The organism is Dictyobacter aurantiacus (assembly GCF_003967515.1).
In the GTDB taxonomy this organism is placed as follows: Bacteria; Chloroflexota; Ktedonobacteria; order Ktedonobacterales; family Ktedonobacteraceae; genus Dictyobacter; species Dictyobacter aurantiacus.
Genome location: NZ_BIFQ01000002.1, coordinates 501,376 through 516,099 on the forward strand (window position 1 = coordinate 501,376; position 14,724 = coordinate 516,099).

Consider the following 14,724-nt stretch of genomic DNA (forward strand, 5'->3'; position numbering starts at 1 on the left):
TGTTTTCATTGAATTTCACCAGATCGGTGAGCTGGTAGACAACGAGAAATGTCCATCGTAGGTTCGGGCCTTGCGCCCGATTTCCCCTCCGCGCATGAAAGCATCCATCGTAGGTTCGGGCCTTGCGCCCGATTTCCCCTCCGCGCATGAAAGCATCCATCGTAGGTTCGGGCCTTGCGCCCGATTTCCCCCACATTCGATCATATGCCGGAAAATGTTTTTTTTAACCTTAACGTTCTTGGAGGAAAAATCGGGCGCAAGGCCCGAACCTACGATATTGCCTTCCTTGATACATAATCGAACGGGGGGAAATTGGATACAAGGCCGAACCTGCATCTCTCTTTTTGTAAAAAATGAATCGCACCTTTCAACATGTATTTTGGGGCCTAAGCATATCTTTATATGGTATAATTTCTCCGAATATACGATACATGCAAATGAATAGTTTTATAGATGATTCCAACTGAAAGCAGTATCGCGTGTTCAATTGCATGCACTATGACATATTATTTTATATTTGCATGCCAATGGATTAATCTGAATAAAGCAGAAAACAAGAGGGAAACATGCTTCAGCGCAACGCTCGTCTTCTGATCGGGCTCTCTGGCATCTTTGGCACCATCCTCCTCATACTGTACTTCGGCATCGGTTTCATGGTTGGCCTGGCGCAACTTGCTCCAAACTCCACCCAGGCCGAGGTAATACAGGCCGCGACCCATTATCATACGCTCTTATTCATGGGAACCTGGCTGCAGGCTACCGGCTCTCTGCTTTCCGTGATCTTTTTTCTCTCGCTGGTCCATCGAGCCAGGGCAAGCACCAGTCTGCCAGGCCTGCTCACTATCCTGGGCTCCACAACCCTGCTAGGGGTGGTCCTGATTGAAGGTGTGTTTACCATAGACATGGCGCAGGCGGCGGTGGATGGTCATCAAATGGCGTCGCTTACCAGCTTCGATGTCATGACAGTTTTTACCTACGCCTACCCGATCGCGCCCGCGCCGGTGATCTTCCTGGCCCTGGGAACCGTCATCCTCCGTTCACAGATCCTGCCACGCGCCTTGGGCACCGTTGCCATAGGTCTGGGGGTAGCCTTTGAGCTGGCGGGCATCATCAGTCTCTTCACCACGTCGCTCGTGACTCTGATTGTGCTCAGCCTGCAGGCAATATGGGTGCTCGTCGCCGCCATCGTCTGGCTCACCCGTGCCAGCGTCCCCGGCGCCGACACGGATAACCTTTCGTTACAGAGTAGCCAGGCATTGTGACGAACCAAAAGCCGCGTCTGGACGGCATCTGCACAGGCTTTATGAGAGCCAGTAAAACCATATGCTGGTGATTCTGATCAGATTATGGTATTACTTATAACACAGTCTGGTTGTGTTAATCGCGGGAGGCATAGATAAACGGATGGCAGCAGCGGCAGAGATACTAACCACGCGCCAGCTCAACCGTGCGTTGCTGGCGCGCCAGTTATTGCTCGTACGATCTTCACTATCGGCCAGCGCGGCCGTGGAACAACTGGTTGGGCTGCAGGCTCAGACCAGCAACGCGCCATACATCGGATTGTGGACGCGGCTGCAAGAATTCCAGCGTCAGGACCTCTCTGACCTCCTACAGCAGCGGCAGGCGGTGCGCGCCACCCTGATGCGCTCAACCCTGCATATCTTTACAGCAAAGGACTATCTGGATCTGCGTACAACCCTGCAGCCCGCGCTCACACGGGCGCTCGGCGCGTTCTTTGGTCAGCGCGCCAAGGGACTGGATATCGAGCAACTGGTCGCGGCGGCCCGCAACTACGTTGAAGAGCAGCCGCGCACCTTCACCGAGATCCGCGCCCTGCTGACAGGACTGGTTCCCAACGGCGATCCAGAAGCCATGGCCTACGTTGTGCGCACCCACCTGCCGCTCGTCCAGGTGCCACCGGGAGGCTTCTGGGGCAGCGCGGGGAGTCCCGCCCATGCTACAGCCAATAGCTGGCTGGGACAGCCTCTGAACTCTGAAGAGAAGCTGGCGGACCTGACCAGACGCTACCTGGCCGCCTTCGGACCCGCCAGCGTCCGCGATCTTCAAGCCTGGTCGGGACTGGTGCGTCTACAGGGGAACGTTGAAAAGCTGAAACCAGGGCTGCGCGTCTATCGCTCTCAGCAGGGACAGGAGCTTTTTGACCTGCCAGATCAATCCTTACCTCCGGCCGATATTGAGGCGCTACCACGCTTCCTGCCCGAATACGACAACCTCATCCTCTCACACTACAGTCGCGAACGTATCGTGCCCGAGGAATATCGCTCACTCGTGTACCTCTCCGCTGGTCGCGTACGCGCCACCTTCCTGCTCGATGGCTTCGTGAGCGGAACCTGGAAAACTGAAAAGAGCGGCAAAAGCGCCACGCTGATCATCGAGCCATTTCAGCCATTGTCGGCAGACAACCAGCTAGCCCTTGAAGCAGAAGGCAACCGCCTGCTCCGCTTCATCTTCGACGACGCCGAAACCCACAACATCAACATACATCACCCGCCATCGTAAAATCCCCCCGGCCCGTAGGTGCCAGGCTTGCCCCGGCTTTGTCGCGCAGCGGCCCCGTCCCCGGCCGCACTTCCCGCGAAGGATGGACACATCCCCTCACATGATCATGTCCCCGTAGGCGGCATAGGATTGCGGCTTCTTCGGTCCTGTATTGCTTCTGAAAAGCAGCAATCCGGCCTTGTGCATGCCGCATCCGTTCACGTACGATACCGTCCCTAAAAAGCGAGAAAAGCGATCATATAACCATGCACAAGCCAGCATGTCGTACGTCAACAGAGCGGCATGCGCAAGGCCGGATTGCTGCATTTTTCGTGCTCCAGGCGTGTCTGTCAGGCCGCAATCCTATGCCGCCTACGGGGACATGATCGTATGAGGGGACCATTCACATGCGTTCCTCTGACGTTTCGGGTTCCCAAAGACGTCCGTTCCCTTTTTTCTCAATAACCGAGATTCTCAGCCATAGGCAGAAAACAAATACAGAGCCATATTGCAGAGGCCTTTTCTGTGATGGTGCAGCGCTGTATTTTGTTGATATCTGAGACACCGGAGGCGAAAAAATATATGGAATCGTCCTTTGAGAGCAGAGCATCAGACTCCCCCTATATAGAAGCGGTCTGGCGCGACCACGCTGGTAGCGATTACGCCCCGATCTGCCCGGCCTCGGGCCACTGGCATCTCCTGTTCATGAAGCGGAACGGCAAGCCCATCGTCTCGATCGAGGGTCCCTTGACCAGATCAAAATCTGTCAGACAGGACGAAGGGACCGAATGGTTTGGCGTCACGTTTAAGCTCGGCACCTTTCTGACCGCCATACCCACCAGTGCTCTGCCAGATGCACAGACCATCCTGCCCCTCGTCATAAAAACATCATTCGAGCTGGCCGGGTCGCGCTGGCAGCTGCCCGACTACGATAATGTCGAGACGTTTGTGGAGCGGCTGGTGCGCGAACATCTGTTAGTCTCCGATCCGCTCGTCAAAACGGTCCTGGCCGGGCAACCGTCAGAGGTATCGGAGCGCACGGTGCGGCGTCGTTTTTTAAATGCCACGGGCCTGGCACCCAAAACGATCGAGCAGATCGCACGCGCTAACCAGGCGGCCGCGCTGCTCGAACAGGGGGTCTCGCTCCTCGATGCGACCTATCAGGCAGGCTACGCCGATCAGCCACACATGACGCGCTCACTCAAGCACTTCATCGGCTACACGCCCTCCCAGATCGCGCAGGCCAGAAAATTGGAATAGCACCGGGATGTCCGTTTTATTCAAGACTCGATCCTTTTGTTGAGCTATGATGGGATTGTTGAAGACACATAACAGTCGCGCTTTTGCCGATAAAAGGAGAAGATCAAATGAGGAACGTTATTGCATTTATGCATGTCTCGCTCGATGGCTTTATCGCTGGACCCAATGGAGAATTAGAGTGGGCGATCGTGGACGAGGAAGTGAACCCCTATATTGATGAGCAGATCAGGAAAGCGGACACGGCGCTCTATGGACGCACCACCTATCATATGATGTACAACTACTGGCCAACGGTGCTGACCGATCCCGCTGCAGATCCACGCGACCTCGCGCATGCACGCTGGGTCGACAACGTCTCAAAAATTGTATTCTCAACGACGCTCACCCAGGCCGACTGGAAAAATACACGCGTCGTGAAGGATCACATTCCCGAGGAGATCGCCGAGCTTAAACGCCAGCCTGGTGGCGACATCATGATCTTCGGCAGCCCCGGCCTGACGCACTCATTCATGCAGATGGATCTGATCGATGACTATAAACTCTTTCTCAATCCGATCCTCATCGGCGGCGGCATCCCACTCTTCCAGGACCTGGCGGCCTGGACGAAGCTGAAGCTGGCCGAGACAAAGACGTTCCAGAATGGCGTGGTGGGGCTGCACTACCAGACGATCAGACAATAATCCGGGACTGTGCAAGCTTTTGCTGCTGAAGGCATTTAGAAGATGTGATGTGCCAAAGGTTTTATACGAATGCCAACACGATTGATATGATGGAATATACGTTTCAATTCCAAGGAGAAGCTTATGAGCCAGAATACCATGAAGCGTCTTTATCTGATGCAGGTTGGGTCCATGCCGCACTACCAGATTCCGATTGTGTGCTATCTGGTGCAAACGGGTGACGGCAAGAATATCCTGATTGACAGTGGTCTACCAGAGAGTATGCCTGAAGGAGAAGCGGAGTTCGAGAATGGGCGAGACGTGATTGAGCAATTGGCGAGCATTGGCTTAAAACCGGATGACATTGATACCGTCATTTCGACGCATTATGATATCGACCATGCCGGCAGACACGCGGCATTTACGAAGGCGCACTATGTTGTTCAGCGTGTGCATCATTTGGATGCGGCGAGCAACCCACGCTTTGCTGCCAATCGACCCCAATGGGATCAGCCAATGGAGCGCATTCAGCTGGTGGACGGGGACACGGAACTGCTGCCAGGGCTGGAGCTGATTGAGACGAGCGGGCATGTGCCGGGACATCAATCGGTGCTGGTACGGCAGCCAAAAACGGGGGCGATTTTATTGCCGATTGACGCTGTACCCTTCGGTGCGGGCTTTACCCGTGACGAGCAGAACGACGCTAGCAATCCGGACGCCGCAGCGACCCGCGCCAGCACGATAAAACTGCTTGATCTGGTCGAACAGGAGCATATCGGGCTGGTGATCTTCGGTCATGACCAGGAGCAGTGGAAAGGGCTAAAAACGCTGCCGGAGTATTACGAGTAAGGATGCAAACCCCCTTTTCCCCGTTCGAAATACCGATCAAGAAAGGGATCCGGAATGCCCCCGAAAACCAGAACGCCCATGTAGAGTCGACCCTCGAGGTCGACCGGGCTGCCAGCGCCAGCGACGGCAGCCCCTGTACCCCCACGACACGGCAGCCCCTGACTTCCACGCCGGCCCACGTCGTCCCCATCCGCAACGTTGCGCAGGCGCACCCAAAGACGAACGTTCCTTGCCGGGTACCACGTGGGGCGAGATGTTATCCCCGAAAAGGTGGCTGACTTATACATAACAAATTTATATAAATATGTGATATAATCAGGCCATGACAGATAATTATACTGATCCTGATTTGAATGTCGGTGACCTGACAACCATCATCGAAGAATTTACGACCATCTTTATTCGCCTGCCCTCGGTTGAGAAGCTGAGCTTCACCACGCTATCGGTGCTGCATACACTCTCGCGCAAGGGTCCTATGCGGCTGACCGCGCTGACGGCAACGGAGCAGATGTCGCAGCCGGCGATCACGCAGATCGTGAGACGACTCGAACAGGACGGCCTGGTTGAACGACGAGCCGATCCCGGTGATGCGCGCGCGGTGCTGATACAACTTACTCCACGGGGAGCGCAGATCATCGATGTACGCCGCGATGCGCGTGTGAGGCAGCTCAACAGCTTGCTCGATCGCCTATCCAAGGAAGAACGTAAGGCCATCGCGGCCGCTGTGCCAGCGCTGGCCCATGCCATCGAACTGGGAAGGAAGGCGGAGCTCCCATTGCATCCGCGCCCATCCAGCACCGTCGAGCAGTACACGGAACGCCCACAGGAAAAGGAGTAATTTATGTACGGAAGCCAGGACAGGGCCTCGCGGACGGGTCCCGCGTCTCCCTTTCAACCCATATCAATCCACGTTTCGGATGAGCAGCTTTCGGACCTGCGCGCGCGCTTGCGGCACACCCGCTGGCCGCTAGGCGTGGGCAATGACGACTGGTATTACGGTGTCAATCGGGCATACCTTGAGGAGCTGGTTGACTACTGGCTCAATGTCTACGACTGGCGCGCGGCGGAGGCGGCCATCAACCGCTACGAGCATTACCGGGTGTACGTCGATGGTGTTCCTGTGCATTTCATGCGCAAAGCTGGCGTCGGACCAAACCCGGTTCCGCTAATCCTGTCGCATGGCTGGCCCTGGACCTTCTGGCACTGGTCAAAGGTCATCGATCCCCTCGCGGACCCTGCCGCATTCGGTGGAGATCCCACAGACGCGTTCGACGTCATCGTCCCCTCGCTGCCCGGCTTCGGCTTCTCCACCCCCCTGCCCGACCACCCGGACATGAACTTCTGGAAGGTGGCCGATCTCTGGCATACCCTCATGACGAGCACCCTTGGTTACGGAAAGTACGCCGCCGCCGGCTGCGATATCGGGGCCCTGGTCAGCGGTCAGCTAGGACACAAATACGCCGGCGAGCTGTACGCGATCCATATCGGCTCCGCCCAGAAGCTAACCATGTTCAACGGGGATCGCGGATGGGACCTCAGCGGCGGCCAGCCCATTCCAGAGGATGTCCCCAAGCACATTCAAGCCAGGATCATAGAGCTCGATCGGCGTTTCGCGTCCCACCTGGCCGTGCATGTGCTCGATCCGAGTACCCTGGCCTACGGACTCAGCGACTCCCCGGTGGGGATGCTCGCCTGGATGCTGGAGCGCTGGGTAAAATGGAGCGATAACGATGGCAATATTGAGAACGTCTTCTCGAAAGACGATCTCCTCACGCACGCCATGATCTACTGGGTCAATAACGCCAGCGAAACCTCTATACGCATGTACGCGAATGCCAACCGCTATCCGTGGACACCTTCCCACGAGCGCTGGCCGGTCATTGAAGCACCCACCGGCATCACCCTGATGGGCTATGAAAACCCGCCCGGCGTCTCCACCGAGAATCGTGTCCAGCAGTTCCTGAGCAGCGACCGGGGCGCCTGGTACAACCACGTGAACGTGACCGTCCACGAACGCGGCGGCCACTTCATCCCCTGGGAGATCCCGCAGGGCTGGATCGGCGATCTGCGTCGCACCTTCCGTCAGTATCGCTAACCCTGCGAGAGCAGATAGGAAGGCATACAAGCAGATCAGGCTCTGGCCCACGCCTCGGCGACATCAAGCATCTGCCGGCCTTTCTGCTCCTGTCCCACCTGTGTGAGGAAGAGCCCGGTGGACATAGATTGAATAAAGCCCCATTGCCAGATAGGCTGCGCCTCTACACCAGTGAGCTGACTGAGATAGTCGCACCTTTCACGGCCCAGCCTCACCGGGTCGGGGATCAGTTCATCGGTCCACTCTCTCATCAGAACTCCAAGGTCGTACGCCTTTTCGGTAATCAGCCCATCAGGATCAATAAACTTGAACGCGGATGGAGATTGAGGACTCGGGGTGAGAGTCTGGAGCGTGTTGCAATTGTGGGCGTCGCCGTGCACCATCACGGCGGTGCCGGGATCGAAGGCGCTGGCACGGCTCTGTGCATATGCAAGCGCCCGGTCAACCGCCCGCTGAGAGCAGGGCCGACCCAGCTCTTCCCACAGATCAAGGATAAATTTCGAGAACCACGGACCCGAGCTGGCTCCAGAGAACAGTGGTGAGCCAGGCGCAACCGGCCTCCAGGATTCCTTGAGGATCGCGCAGATGATCTCGATCTGAACGCTGGTAGAATAACCTACATCTTTCAACGGCATACCCAGTGCTTCCAGCAAGAGCGCTCGACGAGCGAGATCCGAACGCAACAGCCGCGCGTATCCATGGCCGTCCGCGATGGTCAGCGCGGTGATCTGACGGACGGGCCCCATGTTCCCATCGCGTTCAGGGATGGGCACTTTCAAGACGACCGGTACGCCCTCGCTGGTTCTGGCCCGGGCCACATACGCCTCGGAACCACCTTCCAGGGTAGCGTCCACCGTTATCTGCCACGCCTGCTCAAGTTCCCCAACCAGTTCAGGCAACCCGGCCAGCCACTTCACGCCCTCCGCGCCCAGCACCGCAACCTTCTTGCGCACAGGATCGGGAACAAAAATATTTCGCTGCCTCATCTTACCTGTCCTCTACTTATAATGATCTAGAAACTCATTGTACGGCAATGCACCCGCGATCACAAGTTTTTTTAGCGTTTCCGCTTTTGCTTTCTTGTTTTAGAAACAGCAACTATATCTTCTTGCATTTTGCAAGCAATCTCGTGGAAAGATGCGATCGTTCTGTGAGAGCAGCTATGCGTGGAAGATGCGCTAAATCTCAACCATGTATAAAGATAAAAGAAATCAGGTAAAAGGAGGGAAGCAATGAGCCGACAAATACTTTTCATTCATGGTGCTGGTCATAAAGACCAGCCTTCAGGCAGTGGGAAGCTGATTTCCTACCTACAAAAGCGGTTGGGGAACGACTACGAAGTTCGGGCACCAGACATGCCTGATCCTTATCATCCCACTTATCAAGCCTGGGGAGACCAGATTGAGCAAGAACTAGGCAAGCTTGATGCTGATGCCTTGCTCGTCGGGCACTCTCTAGGTGGTTCAATGTTGCTTAAATACCTGGCGCAAGGGACCTACCAGAGACCAATTGCCGGACTGTTTCTGGTGTCTGTGCCCTACTGGGGGAAGCGGGATTGGGAACTTGAGTATGCCGTGCCAGATAATTTTGCTTCACGCCTCCCCCCCATTCGGCACCTCTTCCTGTATCATAGTCGTTCTGATGAGGTAGTCCCGTTTTCTTCTCTCAGGCGCTATCAAGAAAAGCTGCCCCAGGCCACGGTACGTGTGCTCGATGGGAAGGAACATTCCTTCACAGAAGGGTTACCTCTGCTTGCTCAAGACATCAAGCAATCATCATCCAGCGTCTAGCTCAATCAAGCGTAGACGGACCTCGTTTTTGTCTTCAACGATCACACAGGGCATCACGAAACGCCCATCGAGGCACAAAACGCCCATTGAAATCCGAAACGTCCCTTAAAAAAGGAAATGCCCCTGTAGGGGCGTCCCTTGAGGTCGCCCGGGCTGCCAGCGACAGCGACGGCAGCCCACGTACCCGGCCGGTTCAGCTTCCCCCCGGCTTCCACGCTCGCCCCACGTCGTACCTCCACACCACCGTACCACACACGAACCCAAAAGCGAACGTTTCTCGCGCTATACTCCCACAGTCTCTCCAGACACCTCCTGGCGCTTGAGCATCATCCCGCCCAGCGTGAGCAGGGCCAGAACACCGGAGAGGAAGTAGACGCTGCCCTGGATATTAAGCAAGAGCACGGGACCCAGGCGATCACCCAGCAGGCCGGCCAGGATCATGCCGATAAGTTGCATCAGCGCCATCATGGCCTGGGTCGCGCCAAAGACACGTCCGCGCAGGCGATCCTCAACCAGTATCTGGTTCAGGGTCTGTCTGCTGGCCTGCATGCCGGCGGCTGGAATACCTACCAGCACAAAGAGCACGCCAACCAGCACCACACCTCCCTTGACGAACAGTGGCAGGTCAATAATTAGTAGATCGATGAAGCCGAAGATGCAGGTACACACACCGAGCAGGCGCGCCGGAGCGGCACGTGTGCCAAACTGTCCCATCACCAGGCCACCCAGCAGACTGCCAACGGCCTGGATGCCGAGCAGTACTCCGTAGGCAGTTGCTCCTCCGTTCAACACCAGCTTCACAAAGATCACCAGCATAATGCCAAAGACCCCCTCCCCCAGGCATTGAGCCGCCAGCATCACGAACAGCACGCGCAGAGGCGGCCGCCGCCAGATCACTCGTATACCATCCAGCCATTCAGCACCCAGCGTGCGCCAGTCCGGCAACCGCGCGGACACCTTCTCGGCGGCCAGTCGCTCAGCGGCGATCTCCGCCTGCGCCTGGGACGGCATCTTCATCAACATGAGCATAGCCACGACAAAGAGAAAAGAGACGAGATCGATTCCGATGGTGGTATACAGACCAAACAGGCCGAAGAGGATACCACCCAGCGCGCCACCGGCCAGGCGTGAGACACTTGTCCCCACGGCGTTGAGCGCGTTAGCCGTGACCAGTCGCTCCTCACTGACCAGGAGGGGAACCAGCGCGTTTTCCGCCGGCAAGATAAATTGCGAGACGATGGCTTCAAAGAAGAGCACCGGGTAGAGTATCCAGAACGAGCTCTTGTCGTGCATGAGCAGCAGGGGCAGCAGGCCCAGCGCCATCAGCAGGTTGCCGATCAGCATGGTGCGCCGGCGATCCCAGCGGTCCACAAAGACGCCTGCCAGCGAGCCTAACAGGATATTGGGCCCAAAGGAGACGAGAAAAAGAATGCTGGTAGCCAGGGCTGAACCGGTAAGCTGATAGACATACACCGGCAAGCCAACCTGCAGCAGCCAGTCGCCAATCTGTGAGATCATGCCGCCAAACCAGAGCAAAGCAAAATTGCGCTGGCGTAGAACCGTAAACATCATCATCAAACCTCTTCTTTAAAAAGATTGGGAAAAACAGACACAGAGGAGCCAGGGACCAGTAGCTACAGACCCTTTGTGAAGCGCAAGGAGTGGAAAAAAGCTTCGGCTAGCAGGTTGTTTCGTGGATGCCCAGCACCTTCAGCGTATCGCGCTGGTAGACCACGTCGAGCCGGGCGGAATCACCCGCACTCTGGAAGCCACTGAGCAAGGCAGGCTGGCCCGCGTAGTCGATGTCGCGCTCGGGCAGCCAGAACACGCGACCATGCTGACGCCAGAACTGCTGCGCCTCGGGGAGATCGATGGTCAGGTGAGGCAACGGGTTGCACTCTTCATATCCACAATGATCGCAGTGCAGAAAGACTCCATGATAACCATCATCGCCATATTGGTAGTTGAAAGCGTCCGGCATATCCTGGGGGTGCACGATGCGCCCCTCGCAGGGCTGTCCGCACATCAAACAGAGGGTCTTGCCAGCATTAATCGCCGACCAGTAGAACGTACTCAAGGCGGCTAGCTGGCGATTGAGGATAGAGCGAGGGCTGCGCAAACCCTCCCAGATCAGGGATTGTGAGTGTCCGGCAATATGCCAGCAACCGGGACAGGTGAAGCCGGTCGCCCCGCTGGCAGGCTCATAATACTTGATCAACCTGTGCTTATTGCACATGGGACACCAGATGCGCGTCTCCTGTTCACCTCTCTGCTGTTCGCCCGCTCGTTGCGGATCAATCAGGCCGTAGGTCATGGCCTCGGTCTGCAGTTCCGTCTCCATCACGCGCCGCAGAGCCAGCTTACCGCGATAGAGGCGCTGCACCAGCGCGTCCTCGCTCAATCCAAGGCGATCCGCTATTTCGGCGTGCGTGGATTCATGGATGTAGCGCTCGATCAGCACCGCACGCGTCGTGGGCGGAAGCAGAGCCAGAGCACGATCCAGCAGCTGCGCCAGTTCGCCGCGTTCCAACTCGATCTCCAGATCATAGGTGTCAGAAGAGGGAAGGTCATCCAGATCCAGCCGGTCCGGCTCGTCCACGGTGGAAAAGGTGTACTGCGTCAGGTGAGCCAGGTCGCGACCATGGCTGCGCCCCCAGCGCAGGCAGACATTGCGCGCGATCGCCGATAGCCATTTCGCCCGCTGCGTCGCGCTATCAAGATCTTCAGCCGCAAACTTGTGCCGATTGCGCCACGCTTCCAACAGCGTCTCCTGCGCCAGGTCTTCGGCGGCGCCAGGATTGCCGGTCAGATAGGCGCAGAGCCGTACCAGGCGAGCGCGCTCCTCCGACAGCAGATCCATAAACGAGCTATCGGATGATTGCGAACTGATGTTAGATTTTCCTTGCGCTAGCATGATGTACCTTCTTTACTCCTCAACAATATAGCATTTTTTCGCAGCGTGCGTCTGCTACAGATGCTTATCGCATGCCAGCGCGAAAACCTGACACGTTTTTTTGGATCTTTTGCCATCTGAACAAAAATCACGATCTATGCTCAAGCGGCTCTGTCCATCTGGCGCATGACGGGGTTGACGAGGAGCGAGAGGGTGGTGAGCAGGTAGAGGGCGCCCATGATCAGAAGGGTCGGTGAGAGGCCGATCCAGCTGACGACGAAGCCGCTGATAAAGGTGCCGAGTGGGATACCCGCCAGCGTGCCGGCGCTCATGGTGCCGAAGACGCGGGCGCGCATCCCCACCGGGAGCCGCTCCTGCATGACGGTGCCGATAATCGGATTGACGGCGGAGATGGCGAGCCCGGCGATGATCTGCCAGCCGATGAGCACGGGCAGAATCGGCCAGAGCAGGAAGATCCAGAAACTGAGGGCGCCACCAATCGTGTAGCCGATGCCATAGGTGAGGCGGCGCGGCAGGCGGTGCCCAATGACGCTGAAGATCAGGGTACCAACGAAGGCCGCACCACCCAGGGCCGCCACAATCAGGCCAAAGGGGATGGCGCTATTAAAGACGTGCTTGATATAGGCCGGCTCGACCACCGAGAAGAACGCGCCATCGATCAGGTTGGTAATCAGGATCACGACCACCAGTGAGCAGATCAGGCCATCATGTCGGATGAAGCGCACGCCCTCCCAGAGCCGCTGCAGGTATCGCTGCTCGCCAGCTGTGGCATCATCTGGCATCACCACGGCAACATCTGGCACCAGGCAACCAATGAGCAGGGCCGAGATCAGGAACGAAGCGGCATCCAGCCACAGCAGATTGCTGGTCCCGATGATCACAATCAACACACCCGCCAGCGGCGCCCCGATCAGTCCCGAGACGCGGTTGATGCCGTCGCTGAAGGCATTGGCGCGCTCCAGGCGCAACCCGGCCAGCGCGGCCAGCTCAGGGACCATCGAGCGGCGCGCCGTCGCGCCAGGCGACTTGAGCAGGCCACCGAGAAAGACCAGGGTCAGCAGTTGCCAGAGGGCCAGCCCGCCTGTATGGTAGAGCAGAGGGATCAGCATAACGGTAATGCCGCTGGCGATATCGCCATACACGCTGGTGCGTCTGTATCCCAGACGATCGACCAGCGCGCTACCAAAGAAGGCCGAGAAGACCGCAGGCAGGGTGGCGAAAAAAGCGGTAATGCCGGTCTGCGTCACGCTACCGGTTGTCTGCAAAACGAACCAGGGGATCGCCAGCATTGTAAACATATCGCCAACAAAAGAGATGGCGCTGCCGATGTAAAACGCCAGCATGGGAAGCCGCTGGCCGGGGATGGGCTCGGGGTGCGTCTGTTGAGGCATCTCTACATCATTCATGATCGTCCTCCCCATAGACGGCCAGCAGGCGATAGGTGGCGGCATCCGAGATCACCGTGAACACGGCCGTATCGGTGACGCTCTCAAAGCGCGAGAGCAGCGCGGGTCGGCCCGCCACCTCGATCTCCTGCCGTGGCAGAGTGCGCAGCCGGGGATGGGCGCGCATAAATTTCTGTCCCTGCGGCGTCTGCAGGACCAGCCCTTCCAACGTGGTGATGCTGGCGGAGCCGCACTGTGCGCAGGGAACGAGCACCACGTTCTCAAAACGGTAGCGGCTCCACATCTGCATCTCCTCCCTGGCACGCAACCAGTTTGGAAATTGCTCCGGAGTAGTAATCAAGGCACGAATCGTGGCTCCGCAGTATTCACAGATCGTCGTTCCCTGCTCCAGCGCGCCGCGATAATAGCGATCGCACCAGGCAGCCAGCCGCGCATAGAGCGGCTTGTAGCTGTGAATCCCCTTGAGCGCCGCTAGATGATTGTGATTAAACAGCTCATCGGGATCGGGATGGCAGGTGGGACACTTGAGCAGCAGGCGTCCCTCGCTCGGCGTGCGCTTGCCCAGCAGGCGCTGCTGGCCGCAGCTGTGGCACCAGATCGGCGTGCGCTCCCAGTCGTCAGCGGCCGTCCGCTGATGATACGGCAGCATCTCCTGCCGCAGTTCATGGGTGAAGAGGCGACGCAGAAAAAGCCTGCCGCGCTGCAGACGCATCGCCAGCGCGCCAGAGCTGGTATGCAGGCGGACCGCGATCTCGGACAGGGGTGACTCTTCGATATAATGCTGGATCAGTACCGTCCGCGTCTCCTCCGGCAGCAGAGCCAGAGCGCGATCCAGCAGGTCCGCCAGCTCTTTGCGCTCCAGCTCGACCTCGATATCCACCTCCTCAACCAGCAGATCATCTTCCTGATCCACGGCATGAGAGGAGAGCAGGTAGGCCGTGTCGCGCCTTTGAGAGCGCAGCCAGTGCAGGCAGAGGTTGCGCGCGATCCCAAACAGCCATTGCTCGCGCCGATCCGTGTCGCGCAGCTTATCAGCGTCGCGCCAGGCCGTCAACAGCGTCTCCTGCGCCAGGTCCTCCGCCACCTCAATGTCCCGCGTCACGTGCGCGCAATAATGGACCACCCGCCGTCGCTCCTCCGCGGACGCGAAACCCTCATTTATGTGCTCTCTACCCTGTCTCAACATAGATATCTTTCTCACTTACTTCACACAGTTATCGATCACCGTCAATAATATGTTCCACAGAACCAG

At 57.5% G+C, this 14,724-nt stretch carries 14 protein-coding genes; 8 read left to right on the forward strand and 6 right to left on the reverse strand.

The annotated features are described in order from the left end of the window. Nucleotides 1–566: 566 nt before the first annotated feature. The gene (locus KTT_RS26910; RefSeq protein ID WP_126600640.1) at nt 567–1,262 is read left to right on the forward strand and encodes a hypothetical protein; all 696 of its coding nucleotides are present in this window, start codon (nt 567–569) and stop codon (nt 1,260–1,262) included. A 142-nt stretch (nt 1,263–1,404) separates the two neighbouring features. Further along, nucleotides 1,405–2,520, forward strand: coding sequence for a winged helix DNA-binding domain-containing protein (locus KTT_RS26915; protein WP_126600642.1), 1,116 nt, complete (start codon nt 1,405–1,407; stop codon nt 2,518–2,520). Between the two features lie 96 nt (nt 2,521–2,616). On the opposite strand, the gene KTT_RS26920 is transcribed toward KTT_RS26915, so the two are convergent. Further along, on the reverse strand, nt 2,617–2,826 hold the full coding sequence (locus KTT_RS26920; protein WP_126600644.1) for a hypothetical protein: 210 nt from the start codon (nt 2,824–2,826) through the stop codon (nt 2,617–2,619). A gap of 255 nt (nt 2,827–3,081) precedes the next feature. Between KTT_RS26920 and KTT_RS26925 the strand changes: the two genes are divergently transcribed. The 5 genes from KTT_RS26925 to KTT_RS26945 all read left to right on the forward strand — a co-directional run bounded on the left by KTT_RS26925 (nt 3,082) and on the right by KTT_RS26945 (nt 7,362). Then, complete coding sequence (locus KTT_RS26925; protein ID WP_160146159.1) at nt 3,082–3,759, forward strand: helix-turn-helix domain-containing protein; 678 nt, start codon at nt 3,082–3,084, stop codon at nt 3,757–3,759. Nucleotides 3,760–3,866: 107 nt separating this feature from the next. Beyond that, on the forward strand, nt 3,867–4,439 hold the full coding sequence (locus tag KTT_RS26930) for a dihydrofolate reductase family protein (protein WP_126600648.1): 573 nt from the start codon (nt 3,867–3,869) through the stop codon (nt 4,437–4,439). A 123-nt stretch (nt 4,440–4,562) separates the two neighbouring features. Then, on the forward strand, nt 4,563–5,267 hold the full coding sequence (locus KTT_RS26935; RefSeq protein WP_126600650.1) for an N-acyl homoserine lactonase family protein: 705 nt from the start codon (nt 4,563–4,565) through the stop codon (nt 5,265–5,267). A 322-nt stretch (nt 5,268–5,589) separates the two neighbouring features. Then, complete coding sequence (locus KTT_RS26940; protein WP_126600652.1) at nt 5,590–6,105, forward strand: MarR family winged helix-turn-helix transcriptional regulator; 516 nt, start codon at nt 5,590–5,592, stop codon at nt 6,103–6,105. A gap of 3 nt (nt 6,106–6,108) precedes the next feature. Then, nucleotides 6,109–7,362 (forward strand): epoxide hydrolase family protein, encoded by a 1,254-nt coding sequence (locus KTT_RS26945; RefSeq protein ID WP_126600654.1) that lies wholly within the window; start codon nt 6,109–6,111, stop codon nt 7,360–7,362. Nucleotides 7,363–7,397: 35 nt separating this feature from the next. On the opposite strand, the gene KTT_RS26950 is transcribed toward KTT_RS26945, so the two are convergent. Further along, nucleotides 7,398–8,348 (reverse strand): aminoglycoside phosphotransferase family protein, encoded by a 951-nt coding sequence (locus KTT_RS26950; protein ID WP_126600657.1) that lies wholly within the window; start codon nt 8,346–8,348, stop codon nt 7,398–7,400. 246 nt (nt 8,349–8,594) lie between these two features. Here KTT_RS26950 and KTT_RS26955 point away from each other — a divergent pair, with 246 nt between their 5' ends. Further along, the gene (locus tag KTT_RS26955; RefSeq protein ID WP_126600659.1) at nt 8,595–9,152 is read left to right on the forward strand and encodes an RBBP9/YdeN family alpha/beta hydrolase; all 558 of its coding nucleotides are present in this window, start codon (nt 8,595–8,597) and stop codon (nt 9,150–9,152) included. A 282-nt stretch (nt 9,153–9,434) separates the two neighbouring features. On the opposite strand, the gene KTT_RS26960 is transcribed toward KTT_RS26955, so the two are convergent. The 4 genes from KTT_RS26960 to KTT_RS26975 form a co-directional block, all read right to left on the reverse strand. Beyond that, a complete protein-coding gene (locus tag KTT_RS26960; RefSeq protein WP_126600661.1) occupies nt 9,435–10,727 on the reverse strand; it encodes an MFS transporter in 1,293 nt (430 codons plus the stop codon). 103 nt (nt 10,728–10,830) lie between these two features. Then, entirely contained in the window at nt 10,831–12,066 is a 1,236-nt protein-coding gene (locus KTT_RS26965; RefSeq protein ID WP_126600663.1) for an RNA polymerase sigma factor, read from the reverse strand. Between the two features lie 140 nt (nt 12,067–12,206). Beyond that, nucleotides 12,207–13,472 (reverse strand): MFS transporter, encoded by a 1,266-nt coding sequence (locus KTT_RS26970; RefSeq protein WP_160146160.1) that lies wholly within the window; start codon nt 13,470–13,472, stop codon nt 12,207–12,209. Continuing rightward, complete coding sequence (locus KTT_RS26975; protein WP_160146161.1) at nt 13,465–14,595, reverse strand: RNA polymerase sigma factor; 1,131 nt, start codon at nt 14,593–14,595, stop codon at nt 13,465–13,467. The genes KTT_RS26970 and KTT_RS26975 overlap by 8 nt, the downstream gene beginning before the upstream one ends. Nucleotides 14,596–14,724 lie beyond the last annotated feature (129 nt).

What these genes read in the sequence shown, in the direction of transcription:
- KTT_RS26950 (WP_126600657.1), bottom strand. Translation starts at nt 8,348, where the DNA reads ATGAGGCAGCGAAATATTTTTGTTCCCGATCCTGTGCGCAAGAAGGTT.
- KTT_RS26915 (WP_126600642.1), top strand. Translation starts at nt 1,405, where the DNA reads ATGGCAGCAGCGGCAGAGATACTAACCACGCGCCAGCTCAACCGTGCG.
- KTT_RS26960 (WP_126600661.1), bottom strand. Translation starts at nt 10,727, where the DNA reads ATGATGATGTTTACGGTTCTACGCCAGCGCAATTTTGCTTTGCTCTGG.
- KTT_RS26920 (WP_126600644.1), bottom strand. Translation starts at nt 2,826, where the DNA reads ATGCAGCAATCCGGCCTTGCGCATGCCGCTCTGTTGACGTACGACATG.
- KTT_RS26970 (WP_160146160.1), bottom strand. Translation starts at nt 13,472, where the DNA reads ATGAATGATGTAGAGATGCCTCAACAGACGCACCCCGAGCCCATCCCC.
- KTT_RS26930 (WP_126600648.1), top strand. Translation starts at nt 3,867, where the DNA reads ATGAGGAACGTTATTGCATTTATGCATGTCTCGCTCGATGGCTTTATC.
- KTT_RS26935 (WP_126600650.1), top strand. Translation starts at nt 4,563, where the DNA reads ATGAGCCAGAATACCATGAAGCGTCTTTATCTGATGCAGGTTGGGTCC.
- KTT_RS26910 (WP_126600640.1), top strand. Translation starts at nt 567, where the DNA reads ATGCTTCAGCGCAACGCTCGTCTTCTGATCGGGCTCTCTGGCATCTTT.
- KTT_RS26925 (WP_160146159.1), top strand. Translation starts at nt 3,082, where the DNA reads ATGGAATCGTCCTTTGAGAGCAGAGCATCAGACTCCCCCTATATAGAA.
- KTT_RS26940 (WP_126600652.1), top strand. Translation starts at nt 5,590, where the DNA reads ATGACAGATAATTATACTGATCCTGATTTGAATGTCGGTGACCTGACA.
- KTT_RS26945 (WP_126600654.1), top strand. Translation starts at nt 6,109, where the DNA reads ATGTACGGAAGCCAGGACAGGGCCTCGCGGACGGGTCCCGCGTCTCCC.
- KTT_RS26965 (WP_126600663.1), bottom strand. Translation starts at nt 12,066, where the DNA reads ATGCTAGCGCAAGGAAAATCTAACATCAGTTCGCAATCATCCGATAGC.
- KTT_RS26955 (WP_126600659.1), top strand. Translation starts at nt 8,595, where the DNA reads ATGAGCCGACAAATACTTTTCATTCATGGTGCTGGTCATAAAGACCAG.